This is a genomic window from Endozoicomonas sp. ALB115 (assembly GCF_049310245.1).
In the GTDB taxonomy this organism is placed as follows: domain Bacteria; phylum Pseudomonadota; class Gammaproteobacteria; order Pseudomonadales; family Endozoicomonadaceae; genus Endozoicomonas.
The window spans coordinates 24,807-41,313 of record NZ_JBLYZG010000015.1 but is presented as its reverse complement, the minus strand read 5'-3'; the positions used below and the strand labels follow the sequence as shown (position 1 = coordinate 41,313).

General features: G+C 50.0%; 13 protein-coding genes. 8 read left to right on the top strand and 5 right to left on the bottom strand.

Translation table 11 applies throughout. The features are described 5' to 3' along the window. Window positions 1-26: 26 nt before the first annotated feature. From ACO6VE_RS09520 to nfo, 4 genes are all read left to right on the top strand, one after another. Entirely contained in the window at window positions 27-1,193 is a 1,167-nt protein-coding gene (locus tag ACO6VE_RS09520) for a phosphoglycerate kinase (RefSeq protein ID WP_422449660.1), read from the top strand. 449 nt (window positions 1,194-1,642) lie between these two features. Next, window positions 1,643-2,269 carry a transcription termination/antitermination NusG family protein gene (locus ACO6VE_RS09515; protein WP_422449659.1) on the top strand — a complete coding sequence of 209 codons (627 nt, stop codon included), beginning with the start codon at window positions 1,643-1,645 and terminating at the stop codon, window positions 2,267-2,269. After that, window positions 2,269-3,225: an alpha/beta hydrolase gene (locus ACO6VE_RS09510; protein WP_422449658.1), complete on the top strand. Its 957-nt coding sequence runs from the start codon at window positions 2,269-2,271 to the stop codon at window positions 3,223-3,225. The genes ACO6VE_RS09515 and ACO6VE_RS09510 overlap by 1 nt, the downstream gene beginning before the upstream one ends. A gap of 157 nt (window positions 3,226-3,382) precedes the next feature. After that, complete coding sequence (gene nfo, locus ACO6VE_RS09505) at window positions 3,383-4,234, top strand: deoxyribonuclease IV (protein WP_422449657.1); 852 nt, start codon at window positions 3,383-3,385, stop codon at window positions 4,232-4,234. Between the two features lie 132 nt (window positions 4,235-4,366). On the opposite strand, the gene ACO6VE_RS09500 is transcribed toward nfo, so the two are convergent. After that, window positions 4,367-5,371 (bottom strand): hypothetical protein, encoded by a 1,005-nt coding sequence (locus ACO6VE_RS09500; protein ID WP_422449656.1) that lies wholly within the window; start codon window positions 5,369-5,371, stop codon window positions 4,367-4,369. Between the two features lie 317 nt (window positions 5,372-5,688). On the opposite strand from ACO6VE_RS09500, the gene ACO6VE_RS09495 reads away from it, so the two are divergent. Next, window positions 5,689-7,125: a hypothetical protein gene (locus ACO6VE_RS09495; protein WP_422449655.1), complete on the top strand. Its 1,437-nt coding sequence runs from the start codon at window positions 5,689-5,691 to the stop codon at window positions 7,123-7,125. 186 nt (window positions 7,126-7,311) lie between these two features. On the opposite strand, the gene ACO6VE_RS09490 is transcribed toward ACO6VE_RS09495, so the two are convergent. Then, entirely contained in the window at window positions 7,312-9,288 is a 1,977-nt protein-coding gene (locus tag ACO6VE_RS09490) for a hypothetical protein (protein ID WP_422460999.1), read from the bottom strand. 307 nt (window positions 9,289-9,595) lie between these two features. Between ACO6VE_RS09490 and ACO6VE_RS09485 the strand changes: the two genes are divergently transcribed. The 3 genes from ACO6VE_RS09485 to ACO6VE_RS09475 all read left to right on the top strand — a co-directional run bounded on the left by ACO6VE_RS09485 (window position 9,596) and on the right by ACO6VE_RS09475 (window position 10,620). Beyond that, window positions 9,596-9,928: a hypothetical protein gene (locus ACO6VE_RS09485; RefSeq protein WP_422460998.1), complete on the top strand. Its 333-nt coding sequence runs from the start codon at window positions 9,596-9,598 to the stop codon at window positions 9,926-9,928. A gap of 129 nt (window positions 9,929-10,057) precedes the next feature. After that, window positions 10,058-10,255: a hypothetical protein gene (locus ACO6VE_RS09480; protein ID WP_422460996.1), complete on the top strand. Its 198-nt coding sequence runs from the start codon at window positions 10,058-10,060 to the stop codon at window positions 10,253-10,255. Window positions 10,256-10,455: 200 nt separating this feature from the next. Further along, on the top strand, window positions 10,456-10,620 hold the full coding sequence (locus tag ACO6VE_RS09475; RefSeq protein WP_422460994.1) for a hypothetical protein: 165 nt from the start codon (window positions 10,456-10,458) through the stop codon (window positions 10,618-10,620). Window positions 10,621-10,955: 335 nt separating this feature from the next. Here ACO6VE_RS09475 and pntB read toward each other — a convergent pair whose 3' ends face one another. The 3 genes from pntB to glpK all read right to left on the bottom strand — a co-directional run bounded on the left by pntB (window position 10,956) and on the right by glpK (window position 16,323). Further along, the gene (pntB, locus tag ACO6VE_RS09470; RefSeq protein ID WP_422449649.1) at window positions 10,956-12,356 is read right to left on the bottom strand and encodes a Re/Si-specific NAD(P)(+) transhydrogenase subunit beta; all 1,401 of its coding nucleotides are present in this window, start codon (window positions 12,354-12,356) and stop codon (window positions 10,956-10,958) included. A 15-nt stretch (window positions 12,357-12,371) separates the two neighbouring features. After that, window positions 12,372-13,916 (bottom strand): Re/Si-specific NAD(P)(+) transhydrogenase subunit alpha, encoded by a 1,545-nt coding sequence (locus ACO6VE_RS09465; protein WP_422460992.1) that lies wholly within the window; start codon window positions 13,914-13,916, stop codon window positions 12,372-12,374. Between the two features lie 898 nt (window positions 13,917-14,814). Continuing rightward, a complete protein-coding gene (glpK, locus tag ACO6VE_RS09460; protein ID WP_422449647.1) occupies window positions 14,815-16,323 on the bottom strand; it encodes a glycerol kinase GlpK in 1,509 nt (502 codons plus the stop codon). Window positions 16,324-16,507 lie beyond the last annotated feature (184 nt).

Here is a 16,507-nt window from a genome sequence, read left to right as displayed (position 1 = left end):
ATCAGTGAATATCAAGAGGGCTCCCAATGAACGTTTTAACAATGACCGACCTGGATCTGGCAGGCAAACGCGTGCTGATCCGTGAAGACCTCAATGTTCCGGTAAAAGACGGCAAGGTCACCAGTGACGCCCGTATTCTGGCGTCTCTGCCAACCATCGAGCAGGCTCTGGCAGCCGGTGCTCACGTCATGGTGACCTCTCACCTGGGTCGCCCGACTGAAGGTGAGTATGAAGAGCAGTTCTCCCTGAAGCCAGTAGCAGACTACATTGGCAACCTGCTGGGTAAGGAAGTTCGCCTGGTCAAAGACTGGGTTGACTTTGGTTTTGACGTGGCAGCCGGAGAGCTGGTTATTCTGGAAAACTGCCGTTTCAACGTCGGCGAAAAGAAAGACGACGAAGCCCTGTCCCGCAAAATGGCCGCCCTGTGCGATATTTATGTGATGGATGCTTTCGGCACTGCACACCGCGCCCAGGCTTCCACCCATGGTGTTGGCAAGTTTGCCGCTGTTGCCTGTGCCGGTCCACTGCTGGCGGCCGAGCTGGAGGCTCTGGGCAAGGCTATGGATAAACCAGAGCGTCCGATGACGGCGATCGTTGGTGGTTCCAAGGTTTCTACCAAGCTGACCGTGCTTGAGTCGCTGTCCGGCGTTTGTGACCAGCTGATCGTCGGTGGCGGTATCGCCAACACCTTCCTGGCAGCTGCTGGCAAAAATGTGGGCAAGTCCCTCTACGAAGCAGACCTGATCCCTCAGGCCAAAGCCCTGATGGAAAAGTGTGATATCCCGATGCCAGTGGATGTGGTTTGCGGTAAGAAATTCGATGAGAACGAGACCGCCATCATCAAGTCGGTGGATGAGGTTGAAGATGACGATATGATCTTTGACGTTGGCCCGGAAACCCAGAAGCTGTTTGCCGACGTTCTCACGGCAGCAAAAACCATCCTGTGGAATGGTCCGGTGGGAGTTTTCGAGTTTGACCAGTTCGGTGAGGGTACCCGTTCACTGTCCATGGCCATTGCCAACTCAGATGCATTCTCCATCGCTGGCGGTGGCGATACCCTGGCCGCTATCGACAAGTACGGCATTAAAGATAAAGTGTCGTACATTTCCACCGGTGGCGGTGCCTTCCTTGAATTTGTCGAAGGCAAGGTTCTGCCTGCAGTAGCCATGCTCGAAGCAGCAGCCAAGTGCTGATCGGTCGATCAAAAGAGCCGGAAGACAATTTATGTTCTTCCGGTATTTTTCCTTCCTTTCCCCCCCTTGTTTACTTGCTTCCCTGAAAAAATAGTCTTTCCATAAAGGACTCTGCTGCTGATTGAGTATTGTCTGAGTGACTGAGTCCTGTAGAATGCTCTCGTCGAACACCTTTAGATCAGCTGATTCTATTGAATGCAGAAACCAACTGCTGGCCTGCGTTAATGTGCTTTTTACTGGCATAGTTCTTGTATTCAGCACATACACTGACTTCTACTGTCGTGTGCTGCCCTCAATAAATAAGGGCAATGTTAACTGTACGACAGCCCGGCAACTTGCCAAATTGGCTGAATGTCTGATGATGAAGTTCACACATTGCAGGGAACCACTTCATGGCACTCTACCTGACCGTTGGTTATTTTCAGTAAACGTCGTCAAAAGGATTTGTTATGTCATCTGAACAAGCGGCTTTGCAACAGGGATGGTATCTGCTGAAAGCCAAAAACCGGGAAGAGGTTCGTGCCCGGGATAACCTTGAGCACCAGGGCTTTGAGGCCTATTGTCCTCTCATTCAGGAAAAAAGCACTCGCGTTCCCCTGTTTCCGGGCTATCTGTTCATCCGCTTAGACAAGGACGCCCTTCCCTCTTTTCACAAAATCCGTTCAACCCGGGGCATCGCCCAGGTTGTCCGGTTTAATAAGATCAGTCAAAAGCTATATAACGAAGGGCGACTTCCTGAAAAGGATATGGGCAAGCTACTACCCAGGCCGATACCTGATGGTGAGCAGCTGATCGACCAGATTGAGGCATTTGTCTGGAAATACAATGGCCGCATTCCGGATGAAAAGCCAGACTCCGTCAGCTTCAAAGAAGGTGAGTCGGTACTGTATAACAACCCTCTTTTCCAACATCTTGAAAGTACGTTTGTCAAAGGTGTTAAGATCGACCGTGGTATTATTCTTATCCAGTTCATTGAAAGTCAGCGAACTGACGAAGGCATTGAAGAAAAGATTGTTGCCAGAAAAGAGATAGAAGTTCCCTTAAAGGACCTCCAGAAAGTACCTGTAGAAAGTTAATGGACAAACTTAAGCTTATCTCTGATATGCGCCCGCTCTCGTACGGCCTGACTCCGTATCCTCACGAGCAGGCATACTTTGAGTATTACCGCATTGACCTGGAAAAGCGCCTCCCTGATGTCCAGCATTGCCTGGGGTATATAAACAGCACTGAATACCGCATTGCCTGCCACTTATATACCCGACCTGAAGCCAAAGGCTCGGTATTTCTGCTCCATGGCTACTATGACCATGTCGGCTTGTTTGAGCATATTATCCGCTTCTTTATTGAAGAAGGCTTTAACGTTCTGGCCTACGATCTTCCCGGTCACGGGCTTTCCAGTGGCCAGCCAGCGACCATTGAAGACTTTGCACACTATCGCCTGGTGCTGGCAGATGTTATGCAGTACTGCACGTCAATGCTGCCCGGGCCATGGCTTGCCTACGGTCAGAGTACAGGGGGTGCCATTATTACCGAGCTTTTGCATCACCATACCAGGCAAGGCACGCCGATGCCTTTTGATCAGGTTATCCTGTCTGCTCCACTGGTTCGGCCCTGGTTATGGAAACTCAGCCGACTACAGCTCTATCTGGTCCGGCCTTTTATTCGCCAGATTCCCAGACAATTCAAAGATAACTGTCGGGATGAAGACTTCCTGAACAGAGCGCACAATGATCCACTGGCACCAACCGTGTTACCCACACAATGGGTCTCTGCTTTAGACCGCTGGATTCGAACAATAGAGTCATCCAAAGAGCAAATCCCGTTAAGCCCGCTGATCCTTCAGGGCACGGATGACACCACAGTGGACGGCCCCTATAACATTCAGGCTTTAGGGCAACTATATCGCTCGCCCAAAGTCCTCTGGCTGGAAGGTGCCCGGCATCACCTGCCGAATGAGCTGACAGAAACTCGGGCTCAATATATGCAATGGTTATCAAAAGAGATGGATGCCCGGCAGGCTGACCGGGAATAGCCCCCTCCAGACAACTCTTTCCAGTAGGCGACCCCGACGCAGGAATGGCATAAAATTGAGGATAAAAATCCCGATTACAAGCACCTTGTAGCAAGCACATTATAGATGGTGCCTACCGTTGCACTTATCCCATAAACTCCACAGGAAGTCCCAATCAATGAAATACATAGGAGCACACGTCAGTGCGGCCGGTGGTGTCGAAAATGCCCCGGTGAATGCTCATGAATTAGGCGCAACCGCCTTTGCCCTGTTCACCAAAAATCAAAGACAGTGGAAGGCCAAACCACTGTCAATGAAGAGCATCGAGTTATTCAGAGAGCGTTGTGAGCAATATCATTTCACACCGCAACAAATTCTTCCCCACGACAGTTATCTGATCAACCTGGGTCATCCGGAGCAGGAAGCCCTGGAAAAGTCCCGGGCGGCATTTATTGATGAGATGGAACGGTGTATGCAGCTCGGTCTTGACCGACTGAACTTTCACCCGGGCAGTCACCTGAGAAAAATCGGGGTATCGGACTGCCTGGGTAAAATTGCCCAATCCATCAATATAGCCCTTGAGCAAACTCAGGGCGTGATTGCGGTGATCGAAAATACCGCAGGCCAGGGCAGCAACCTGGGGTGGCAATTTGCCGAAATCGCCGAAATCATTGATCAGGTGGACGACAAAAGCCGTGTTGGTGTCTGTCTGGATACCTGCCACACTTTTGCTGCCGGTTACGACCTTCGCACACAGGACGCCTGCCAGAAAACGTTTGCCGAGTTCGAGCAGGTCATTGGTTTTCAGTACCTGAAAGGCATGCACCTGAATGACTCCAAAGGTGCACTGGGCTCACGAAAAGACCGGCATCACAGCCTTGGTCAGGGCGAGATTGGCTGGGAGGTGTTCCGCTATATCATGGCTGACAGCCGGTTTGACGGCATTCCCATGGTTCTGGAAACCATTGATGAAACCCTCTGGGCGGACGAGATAGAGTCACTGAAAATGATGTCCGGAGCCTATCCGTAACCGAAGGATACTCCCGCCGGGCCGGGCGGGAGGTGAATTTTGTCAGCCTCCTAGAGTCCTGAGTTTCCGCCTTTAGGCCCTATGGGTCCTTCGACAGGCCTCAGGGTGTACGGGTATTAACACTTTTCTGCACTAGTATTCTGCATGCATTTCCATCTGTTCATTGCAATCCGCATTCCCCGTTCTTAAACGGATACGTGTCAGGAACTCCCCAGCAGTCAAACCCACTTCTTCTCCTGGTGGCAAGCTGTCGTCTGGCTGCCCGGAGACTCCATCTACAGAGTTGGCGGGACTGAGCAGAGCTTTCAAGTTGTCCAACTTTTGTCGGTCGTCACTGCCCTGATCATTTAACGTTTCCCAAAAAACATTCAGGGTATCGCCGAAATACTTCGCCATGCTATTGGCTACATACTTTTCCCTGTCGACCATTGCGACGGGGCAATAATTTTCAACTCTTGGAATTATATAAAAGTACCTGGTGTCGACTAATGGTTCTGGCACACGGAAAGTAATGCAATATTCTTCTTCCCAGAAATCTTCTTCCAGGAAATCTTCTCCCCAGTAATCATGATGGGTGGAGTTTATATCTTCATACTGTCTGGAAACCTCAAATATACCGTATAAGCTCTCATAATCGGAAAAGTATTTATCAAGAAAGTCGTTTATCTTAATACTTTCCACAAAGAAGAAGTAATCATCTGATGAATCCAGAGCTGGCGTTTCATTTGCCCTGATAGTCCGTTGGATCGCATTGGCTGCCTCATCAGCAAGCCCTTCCTGGTACAGCTTGTCTCTGACCTGTCTGGTGAAACGTGCTTTTGCGTCTTCAGAATACACACTCTGGGTACAATACACCGTGCATTTTTTGCTGTCCTTTAATTCATCACGGATCTGCTCCCGAATTCGATCCAACAGTTGTACTCCTGAAGGTAGTAAACAGCGACCAACTGGTGTTGATGCGGTTTCCCTGCCCACGGCACCTTCTGGATTATCTCCAGGCATCTGAGCACTTACATCAGCCGCTGGTATTTGATGGATGTTTCTTGCCCCATGCCGGGTGCTCGGTCTGCCCTCGTCTGGATGGTTTGAACCATCTGTGTGGGGAAAAGCACCCCCCTGCACTGTCGATAAGTTCATCTCGTTACTATCCTCATGTTTTAATTCATGAATATAGTCTGCAATCCGGGTTGCAGATTATTGGTACTCTGGATGTGTACCTGGCAGTAAAAAACCAATAGATAGAATTCATCAAAAAAAGTTCCATATATTTACTTTCTCCCCGCCAGCACCTGGAATCGATTGTTCACAACATAATCAAAAATTAAAACGAACGTTTTTCTAAAAAAAGTGTCCAACTTTTAACAGTTCGATTTTATGAACCATCGTACTGCATAATCCAAAACAGATAATTCAGTTTTATCAAATAGTTATTTCACAGAAGGAGCTGAGAAGTCATGATCAGGGAAGCAATACCAGGCGTGGATGAGCGCTATCCGGGTTTATTTTTACCAGCACCTGAAATAGCGGTGTCACAGGGGTTGGCGAACGACAGGAAAAATTCCACTGAACAAATGCCAAAGACAGGCCAGCCTCTGAATCATCGAGCCCTCAAAGTAGCCTACGTGGGAATGGGCCCTATTGCCCTTTACAATGCATTGCAATTGAAGGCAGGGCAGCCTGATACGGATATAGAAATGTTTGAAAAGAGAGCAGAATACGCTCGAAATCACACAGTTCACATTGATGATCACTGCTTCAGATCACTGAAGAGTTATGACCATCCGGTGTTAACACAGGGAATGGCGCAGCTTAGAGATAAAATCCGCAGGCAGCATGGTCATATCAGTTGTAAAGAGCTTGAAACCGATCTGAAGTTAATTGCCCAACGAATGGGCATCACCCTGCACGCTGGCAGTGATTATGAAGTGGTTGCCATTGGCGATGGTAAAGTAACGTTTACATCAGGAGAAGCCCTGTTTGATGCCCTTGTCTGTGCCGATGGCGCACATTCAAAAAGTAGAAAAGCGTTACTGAAAATGGCAGATAACCCCGGCTACCAGGGAGAAGATATTGCCTTCTCCGAACTGTCATCAACCGATGAAGACAGTGAGTTTACCTCAAAAAAAGACCTGCAATATCGAGTCAGGGTAAAATACCAGGTCAAGGGCCCAACGAAAAAGCTGGCCAGTGGCTGGCTCAATCTTTCCCGCTATGTTTATGCAACCTTCAAACTGATGTTATCACCGGTCGAAGAGAGAATTCGCCCACTCAATGAACAGACCAATGAGGTCACCATCGACTTTTTTATTTCGAAAGCAGAGTTCGAGAGTCTGTCTGGCTACAACCTTGGCCATGCCGCAAAGCTCTCCGACAGTAAAGTAAGGGATAGCCTGAAAGAAAAAATAAAAAACTGGCAGGCGATAAAGCAGCAATACTGCCAGGAAACCCTCATTGCTGACACTGAAGAATTGACGCCCCATACCCTGTCTATTTTTCATGCCCGAAAAGTTCACCATGTCACGCCATCCGGCAAGCTTATCTGCATCGCCGGAGATGCCGCCACATCACTTCCCTATTACCGCTCGTTGAATAACTTTCTGGTGGTAGGTGCCAAACTTGGCAGAAAGCTGGCATCGGCAAGCAGGGCAGATTTAGCCAAAACAGGCGAAGCCTATGAGCAATACGCCAGCCGTCGTGCTCGCTGGGAAGGCTTTAAAGCCAAACTCAAAAACTTCATGATCAACGTTATGAAACTCTGTTTATGGATAAGTAATAAAGTGTACTGGAAAATCAATGTCTGGGATCCGTTGAAACTTAAGGATTGGAGAAAGACATTACCCGAATGGGAAATTCAACGGCATCATCCCACTGCAATGTTAACCGTTGGATAATCGGAGGCAGTCCGAGAATAGACTCACCTCACAAAACGGAATGGTTATTCTTGATTTTCACCACCCTCACCATGGGGTCGCCCGGACGGGCGCTATGCTCGGACCAGACGGGATGCGTGTATGCTTTCAATGTTTATCCTCATTAATCTGACGTTTGATGGCGGGCTGCCGGTTCTGGATTCACTGTCAGACATCAATCGACCGCAAAGAAACCAGTTCCATGCTATCCCGTTTGTACCCCATAGCGGGTGCATGGCAGAAAATCGCATCTTTGATACAGGTAATGGGCCGCAGGGCTAACTTTGTGCCCCTTAACCCTTGCTGATAGCCCTGGTACCACTGGTAGCTGGCATACAGGATAATGCCGCCGGTGAGAATGCCTGCTACTACCGCTCCAGCCATGGCAGGAAGCGGAATACCTGCATCCACTTCGTCGGCGTTAAGAAGGAGGGAGGAAGTATCGACGTTATCGGTTGTGCTAACCGGTGAAGAAGTCGGTGGACTGGTATTAAAAAAGTCAGTTGTTGTTTTATTGCTGCCAGTTGTGGTGGCCGTGGTGAGTTGTGTGGCTGGCGCGTCAGTAGTTTCCCTCAGGCAGTTTGCCTTAGAGCAATCAGGGTTTTCCGACTGACCGTTGACTGTGGTGTTACAGGCACGGGTGCGAGTAGATGAATGTTCCCTATAATAGCCAGCGACTATGCCAGCGTGATTACCCTTGATGGTAGTGTTGCAGGCAGTGGTATCGCTGATGGTTTGGCACGAATGCTGCCGATATGTCTCAAAGCCTACTCCCACTGCCGCATAACCATTTATTCCTTCAGCCGATATCCGGCAATCAATAGCGGTTGTCTGTTTAATCTCGTACTTTGTTCTTGCGTGACATTGAACCTCAGCCTTAGCAATTGCTGCAACATGTATGGCTTTGTTGTGCTCAGCTCTGGCTGTGATGGTTATATTTCTGGCAGTGGTGTTACGGATATTGCACATATAGTCATGTGCAGAGGCAACGGCTACGTTACCTTTTGAGGACAAATCAGAATCTTTGGCCAGAGTATTTTCGATCGTGCTTGAATGACACTCTGCCGTTACGATTCCTGCACAGAGTCGACGGTAACTACCTCGCTTCCCTTCGGATATAAGTTCGTTATCCATAGCGATGGTATCGCGAATAGTGCAATTAAGCGCATCGGCAATGATGACCGCAATTTTTATACTATTTGTGTCGCCTCTCTGCGCAAGCATGGTGTTATTGATGGCACGGGTACCCTCGATAGTTGTTTGTCTCGCCTTCCCCGCGACACCTCCTGCAACGACAACTTTCGTGTTGGCTACCATCCGGTTATTAGTGAGGCACGAGTTCCAGATTTTGACTTTGCACATTTCCCCAGCCATCAGGCCAGCAAACTTCCCTTGACTGCCGTTGTCTGTTTGATCTGTTGTGAGCTGGCAGTAGTCAATCGCGTTGTCCTTAAATTCAGAATCACTAGCTGTTCCGGTCAATATCCCTACAGAAGCATCACTGTAACCATATATTATATCTGCACTCATGCTCGAGTGCCTGACTTGGTTACCTTCCAGTTTTGTGTTGTCCAAGACCTCCCCCGCCAGCATTCCCAGGTTAACTTTCCCCCTGACTTTCAGCAGTTTGACATTAGAATCTTCCACGGTGTTATTTTTCAACTGAGCTTTTCCCTCGGCTTTACAGACGACAACGCCCTGACCTTTATTATCATTATCTAGAGATCCATAGGAATCTATAATTACACTGGCGTTTTGAATCACCAGGTTACGAACTTTCCCCCCATCCACCAACTTGAAGAGGCAGTCATTCAGGTTGCTAATGCTATTGCCGTTACCGTTGTAATCACCAGTGAAGCCCTTGATGGGGTCATGGTTGTTGCCAGCATCAATATTAGCGGTCTGTATATACTTACCATTGGCTGGATAGGCATCCTCATCATTGGCGCACAGCTCCTGCTTATTTCCGATTTTGTCCAGGTCATTCTTATTTCCAATATGAATCTGCTCACCCCTGCAGCCCGGCGGTGTAAGTGTGGTTGCCGGACTGGTCGGTTGTGATGTTGGGAAAGTCGAAGGCGAAGCAGCTGAACTCGACGATTCTGAAGTTGTTATTGTTGACGATAAAGCAGGAGAACTGGTCAATTCCGTCATTGTCGGAGACAAAGACGAAGTGCCGCCACTTTTCTGATGTGAGCTTGATAGTTCTTGCGTTGCAGAGTGGGTCAATTCTGAATTGATTATAAACGACGAAAATTGTTTACTTTTCAACTGTGAACTTGACGGACTCGCCGGGAACGATATTTTTGCACTCGATGGGTAGCTCGTGTAACCAGGGCTGCCTGTGGCAGTCGGGGTTGCCGTGCTGTTGACCGGTCTATCCAGAGGTGAAGATAAAAGTTCAGTTGTTGCCTGAGCGCTGTAAGCTGTGGTGGGAACATCAGGACTTTCAGTGGTTAGCATCGCTGTTGAAGCCAGTGAACTGGCCGACTGCGGGCTTGACAGACTCAGCGAAGGCATTCTGGCCAATTGTGAAATTGTCGAAGTCGGTGACGAAAACTGTGCACTTGATGGCATGGATGATGACGCCAGACGGCTCGATTCTGACATTACCGAAGCCGACGATGAAGGGCCGCCACTTTCCAGCTCTGAGCTTGATAGTGCTGGTGTTGACATTGCAGAGTGGGTCAAATCTGAATTGATTGAAAACGACGAAGTTAGTGTACTTTCCAAACGTGAACTTGACGGACTCACCGGGAACGATGTTTTTGTACTCAATGGATAGCTCGGGGAATCAGGGCTGCTTGTGGCAGTCGGGGTTTCCGTGCTGTTGACCGGTCTATCCAGAGATGAAGATAAAAGTTCAGTTGTTGCCTGAGCCCTGTAAGCCGTGGTGGAAGCATCAGGAATTTCAGTGGTTAGCACCGCTGTCGAGGCCAGTGAACTGGCCGACTGTGGACTTGACAGACTCGGCGAAGACTTTCTGGTCAATTGTGAATTTGTCGAAGTCGGTGACGAAGACTGTGCACTTGACAGCATGGATGATGACGTTGTCAGACCGGACGACCCTGACATTGCCGAAGCCGACGATGCAGTGCCGCCACTTCCCTGATGTGAGCTTGATAGCGTTGACGTTGCAGGACTGGCTGATTGTGGAACTGTCGAAGACGGCGAAAAAGTCATTGGGCTGGTCGGCTGAGAACTTGATGACGAAGACGAAGACGAAGCCGAAGCCGAAGCCGATGGCATTGCAGTATTGGTCGATGGTGAGGTTGATGTAGCAGTGCCAGACCGTTCTTGACTGGTTCCCGAATGTTGGTCTTGCGTCGCCTGACCACCACAACCCGGCAGGCTGGCCAGCGCCAGACAGGCCATAGCCACCTGGTTAATGGTATTGAAGTAGCTATCGGCGGGTATTGCTTTCTGGGCCAGACGCAGGGCCAGCTCTTTAGGTTGAATTTCCAGCTGTATCCATGAGCCACCCGACTGATCACTGCGTTGCCCGGGATCAAAGTCCGGATGAAAGGATTTAGCCACTGTCTTACTGACATTCCAGATACCCGACCACCACGAACCCTCCGGGATATGGCCACTATCAGTGGCAGCCGAATCAGACGGTGGTGTCATGGTTACGCAGGAAGTAAGTACAGAGTGCATTTCAAAGTTTCCGAGGTTACAGGATTCGGAATACAAATGTAGATGCAAATAAGAATGATTGTTTTTTATTTTTAACAGTACCGGGATTACTGAGCGTTCCTGGCAGAAATGCTCCGGGCTGACAGCGCTTGCTGCCAGCCAGACAGGAGGGAATATCAGAACTGTTTGAGAATCTGCTCAACGCTGTCGGTGGCATCACCAAACAGCATACGGCTGTTGTCACGGAAGAACAGTGGGTTCTGGACACCCGCATAGCCGGTCGCCATCGAGCGTTTGAAGACGATCACTTCTCCGGCTTCCCAGACCCGCAATACCGGCATGCCGGCAATAGGGCTGTTGGGATCTTCAGCCGCCGCCGGGTTCACCGTGTCGTTGGCACCGATCACCAGAACCGTATCGGTATCGGCAAAGTCATCGTTGATTTCATCCATCTCTTCCACGATGTCATAAGGCACCTTTGCCTCAGCCAGCAGTACATTCATATGGCCCGGCAGACGACCGGCCACCGGGTGGATACCGAAACGAACTTTGATCCCACGGTCCCGCAGCTTCTTGACCAGGTCACGAACCGGGTGCTGAGCCTGGGCAACCGCCATACCATAGCCAGGCGTGATAATAACACTGGCGGAGTTCTTCAGCTGTTCCGCAACGTCTTCTGCGCTGACTTCGGTATAGTCACCCTGATCACCACCTTCGACGATCGTCCCCTCTGCGGTGCCAAAGCCACCCAGAATCACCGAAATAAACGACCGATTCATGGCTGCGCACATCAGGTAAGAGAGGATGGCACCGGAAGAACCCACCATGGCACCGGTAATGATCAGCAGGTTGTTGCCCAGCATAAAGCCAGTCATGGCCGCCGCCAGACCTGAGTAAGCGTTCAGCATGGAGACCACCACCGGCATATCGGCACCGCCAATACCCAGCACCAGGGTGATACCAAAGGCAAAGGCCAGCAGAGTGACCAGCACCAGGGCCAGAATACTGTGCTGCTGTACATAGACAACACCCATCAACACTGCCAGGCCAAGGATAGCCAGGTTGGTCCAGTGCTTACCGGGCAGTGATACCGGACGGCTGGAAATCTTGCCATGAAGCTTCAACGCCGCCACCACCGAGCCACTGAACGTCACCGCACCAATAATAATCCCGATAAAGATTTCGGAGCTGTGAATCAACTGCTCAGCGGACATGACCAGGTCTTTCAACTGACCAGCCAGTGAGTCATTGGCTTCCAGCGCACTGGCAAAACCAATCAGTACGGCGGCCAGACCACCAAAGCCGTTCAGAATGGCCACCAGCTGTGGCATTTCCGTCATCTGGACTTTAATCGCCAGATAAAGACCAACACCCGCACCCACTATCATGCAGAGCGTTACCAGAGTAATACCGGCAATATGGGCATGTGCCAGGGTGGCCAGAACGGCAACCACCATCCCGGTGATGCCGTAGATATTGCCGTTTTTTGCCGTATCCTGTCGGCTAAGCCCGGCAAGACTCATAACAAACATTAATGCAGCGACCAGATAAGCCGCTACCAGTAATCCTTCAGACATTGCGAGCGACTCCTGTTAATCCAGACGGAACATCTTGAGCATCCGCTGGGTAACAGCGAATCCACCAACAATATTGATGACAGCGACCGTGATGGCAATACCCGACAGGGCAAGTACGATATTGTTGTCACTGCCCATCTGGACCAGACCGCCAACCACCACAATGCCGCTGATAGCGTTGGTAACACTCATCAATGGCGTATGCAGCGCAGACGTCACATTCCAGATAACGTAATAGCCGACGATGGAAGCGAGGACAAAAACGGTGAAATGTTCCAGGAAACTGCCGGGGGCAGAGTTAGCCACACAACCAAAGAGGACAGCACCGACAGCCATCAGTACCGGCTTCAGCCAGGGCCTGGCCTTTGCTTCCTGCTCGGGCTCTTTAGCCACCACCGGTTCCGGCCCGGCAGCCGGGGCTGCACTGACTTTCACCGGGGGTGGTGGCCAGGTGATGCTGCCGTCACGGATCACGGTCAGGCCACGGATCACTTCATCATCAAAGTTGATATCAATCTGCCCATCCTTGTTTGGACAGAGCAGCTTCAGCAGATTCACCAGGTTAGTGCCGTATAGTTGCGATGACTGGGTAGGCAGACGGCTTGGCAGATCGGTATAACCGATCACTTTTACGCCATGGGCGACAGTGATCTGGTCCTTGACGGTACATGCACAGTTACCACCGGTCTGAGCAGCCAGATCGACAATAACACTGCCGGGCTTCATGGCCTTGACCATTTCTTCGGTGATCAGCTTTGGTGCCGGTTTACCGGGAATAAGCGCCGTGGTGATGATGATATCAACGTCTCTGGCCTGCTCCATAAAGAGCGCCATCTCAGCATCAATAAACGCCTGGCTCATCTCTTTCGCATAACCATCGGAAGAGTCCTGTTGTTCTTCCTCTTCCGGTGAAAAGACAAGCTCGAGGAACTCCGCCCCCATACTCTCAACCTGCTCTTTGACTTCAGGCCGGGTATCGAAGGCACGCACAATGGCACCCATACTGCCCGCTGCACCCAGGGCAGCCAGGCCAGCAACACCGGCACCAATGACCAGCACCTTGGCTGGCGGAATTTTACCAGCCGCCGTGATCTGGCCATTAAAGAAGCGGCCAAACTCGTGGGATGCCTCAACCACCGCACGATAGCCACCAATATTGGCCATTGAACTCAGGGCATCCAGGGACTGTGAGCGCGACAGGCGCGGTACGCTGTCCATTGCCAGAATGTTCACATTACGCTGGCTAAGCTTATTCATCAGTGCTTCATTCTGGGCTGGCCAGATGAAGCTGGCCAGGGTAGCACCATCTTTTAGCAGTGCAATTTCATCATCAATGGGCGCGTTCACCTTGAGAATAATGTCTGAATTCCAGACTTCATCACGATCAACGACCCGGGCACCAGCCTGAGTAAATGCTTCATCCCCAAAGCTCGCTTTTACCCCTGCACCTCGTTCAATGACGACGTCAAAACCGAGCTTCTGCAACTTGCCCACTGTCTCGGGCGTTGCAGCAACACGATTCTCGTTTTCCTGGACCTCTCCAGGGATCCCTATGCGCATAACGGTCACCGGAAGCTAAATTAATAGACTTTTCATTCAGTGCATCAGCACCCAGGAGCCTGTCGGACTTAAGACTGTCCTACTGCGGTTGCGATAAATTGGTCTAAAAATTCCTGCTTCTTCGTCAAATAGCCCCGCTATTCTCCTCAGAAGCAGAAATTTTTATCCTCAATTTCTCGCAATCCTCGCTACGGACGCTTAAGTCCGACAGCTCCTAGTGCAGAAAAGCGTTAATACCCTTACACCCCGTTCATCCTGAGCTTGTCGAAGGATGGTGCCACCGTACTTCGACAAGCTCAGTACGAACGGTACGGGTAGCAACGCTCAGCTGCACTAGCGCTCCTGAACCGGATACAAGGAGCCAGTTCAGAGTGCTTACCCCAATCAACAATGCTGGAACTTTTACTGTGAAAACGACCAACGTTCTTACCTGATTTGTACATTGACAAGATCACAGGAACCGACAACAAACGACATCATTCTCACACCAAAAATTCAGGCATATTGAACTGTTTCATAAGATGGAAACCCCGTGCAGGCAGCCTGTCTCAGAAGCCCTTCTTATAAATCAGGGCACACATAGTAAGTGATTTTTTGACAAAGTGGTAATTAACAACACTTGTTAGTGGGATTACCTATTTACCTGTATGCCGAAAACTTTGGCCAACTTTGATAATCCACAGGCAATCTTGCACAGGCACTATCGGTCAGTGTTGAGTGATGAAAAGTTAACTGTGGTTATGGAGGACGGAAAGAATCTTCCCAAAAGGGCAGGAATGCTGCGAAACAAGGTTTGATTTATAAGGCTACAGTTGTATATATCGAGCACAGACTCCACACATTAGCCAAAGCAGTGCTCAGGGTAGCAAATGCACCCTGAGCCCGTGAACACTTCCGTTTATTCCTGGTCTTCCCATTTCAGGCTGCGTTCTACGGCTTTCTTCCAGCCTTTGTACAACTCTGTGCGCTGCTCATCATCCATCACCGGAGTATAAACACGATCAACGCCTACCTTGCCCTTAAGCTCATCAATGCTCTTCCAGAAACCAACGGCAAGACCTGCCAGATAAGCAGAACCCGCTGCTGTTGACTCCGTCACCGTTGGACGAACCACTTCTTTATTCAAAATATCTGACTGGAACTGCATCAGAAAGTTATTGGCAACAGCACCACCATCCACACGCAGCTGTTTCATTTCGATACCGGCATCCTGCTGCATCGCTTCAATCAGATCACGGGACTGGTAAGCAATGGCTTCCAGCGTGGCACGCACAATATGGTTACGGTTGGCACCACGGGTCAGACCGAAAATGGCACCACGGGCATAAGGATCCCAGTAGGGCGCTCCCAGGCCAACAAAGCCCGGTACGACATATACACCATTGGTGTCTTTTACTTTGCCGGCAAAATATTCGGTATCTGCCGCATCACGAACCAGGCCAAGCTCATCACGAAGCCACTGAACAGAAGCCCCACCCATAAAGACAGAGCCTTCCAGGGCATAATGCACCTTGCCATCAATACCAAAGGCAATGGTCGTTAAAAGACCATTTTCAGACTTCACTGGAGCCTCACCGGTATTCATCAACAGGAAGCAGCCTGTACCATAGGTGTTCTTGGCCATGCCTTTCTCATGGCACATCTGACCAAACAGGGCAGCCTGCTGATCACCTGCCATACCAGCCACCGGAATCCGGGTGCCGCCTTCACCACCGATGTTGGTCTTGCCATACACTTCCGAGCTGGACTTCACTTCAGGCAGCATGCTGCGCGGAATATCCAGCGTCTGCAAAATGGTGTCATCCCACTCCAGACGGTTGATATCAAACAGCATGGTCCGTGAAGCGTTGGTTACATCCGTCACATGGGCGCGGCCATTGGTGAGCTTCCAGGTCAGCCAGGTATCCACGGTACCGAACAACAGGTCACCTTTCTCGGCACTTTCACGGGCACCTTCGACGTTATCAAGAATCCACTTGATTTTTGTGCCAGAGAAATAGGCGTCCAGAACCAGACCGGTGGTTTCACGGATATGACTTTCCAGACCGGCTTTTTTTAATTGTTCGCAGATCTCCGTTGTACGACGGCATTGCCATACAATGGCGTTATAGACCGGCTGACCGGTAGTTTTATCCCAGACAACAGTGGTTTCACGCTGATTGGTGATACCAAGTGCAGCCACCTCATCCGGGCGAATATTGGTTTTTGCCAGCACCTCGGTCAGAACCGAACTCTGGGTCGCCCAGATCTCCATCGGGTTGTGCTCAACCCAGCCGGGTTGGGGATAGTGCTGGGTAAACTCTCGCTGAGAAGTCCCTACGATTTCACCATCATGGTTAAAAATAATGGCCCGTGAACTGGTTGTACCCTGGTCAAGAGAAACAATGTATTTCTTTTCAGTGGTCATTCTTTTGTCCTTGATTCCTTAATTAGCAGGGGGCCCTGCCTTCTCACAAAACTCACAAAATTCACAAAAAGCGGCTAATAACCCACTTTCACCACCAAAATAACGTAATCATTTGATTTTGAAGCATATATTCTATTCGAATATATGGTTGGCACGATATTTAATCGTTTAAAATCAAAATGTT

Bases quoted from the DNA above. Each gene is read 5' to 3' on its own strand.
- ACO6VE_RS09520 (WP_422449660.1), top strand. From the start codon at position 27: ATGAACGTTTTAACAATGACCGACCTGGATCTGGCAGGCAAACGCGTG.
- ACO6VE_RS09515 (WP_422449659.1), top strand. From the start codon at position 1,643: ATGTCATCTGAACAAGCGGCTTTGCAACAGGGATGGTATCTGCTGAAA.
- ACO6VE_RS09510 (WP_422449658.1), top strand. From the start codon at position 2,269: ATGGACAAACTTAAGCTTATCTCTGATATGCGCCCGCTCTCGTACGGC.
- nfo (WP_422449657.1), top strand. From the start codon at position 3,383: ATGAAATACATAGGAGCACACGTCAGTGCGGCCGGTGGTGTCGAAAAT.
- ACO6VE_RS09500 (WP_422449656.1), bottom strand. From the start codon at position 5,371: ATGAACTTATCGACAGTGCAGGGGGGTGCTTTTCCCCACACAGATGGT.
- ACO6VE_RS09495 (WP_422449655.1), top strand. From the start codon at position 5,689: ATGATCAGGGAAGCAATACCAGGCGTGGATGAGCGCTATCCGGGTTTA.
- ACO6VE_RS09475 (WP_422460994.1), top strand. From the start codon at position 10,456: ATGTTGGTCTTGCGTCGCCTGACCACCACAACCCGGCAGGCTGGCCAG.
- pntB (WP_422449649.1), bottom strand. From the start codon at position 12,356: ATGTCTGAAGGATTACTGGTAGCGGCTTATCTGGTCGCTGCATTAATG.
- ACO6VE_RS09465 (WP_422460992.1), bottom strand. From the start codon at position 13,916: ATGCGCATAGGGATCCCTGGAGAGGTCCAGGAAAACGAGAATCGTGTT.
- glpK (WP_422449647.1), bottom strand. From the start codon at position 16,323: ATGACCACTGAAAAGAAATACATTGTTTCTCTTGACCAGGGTACAACC.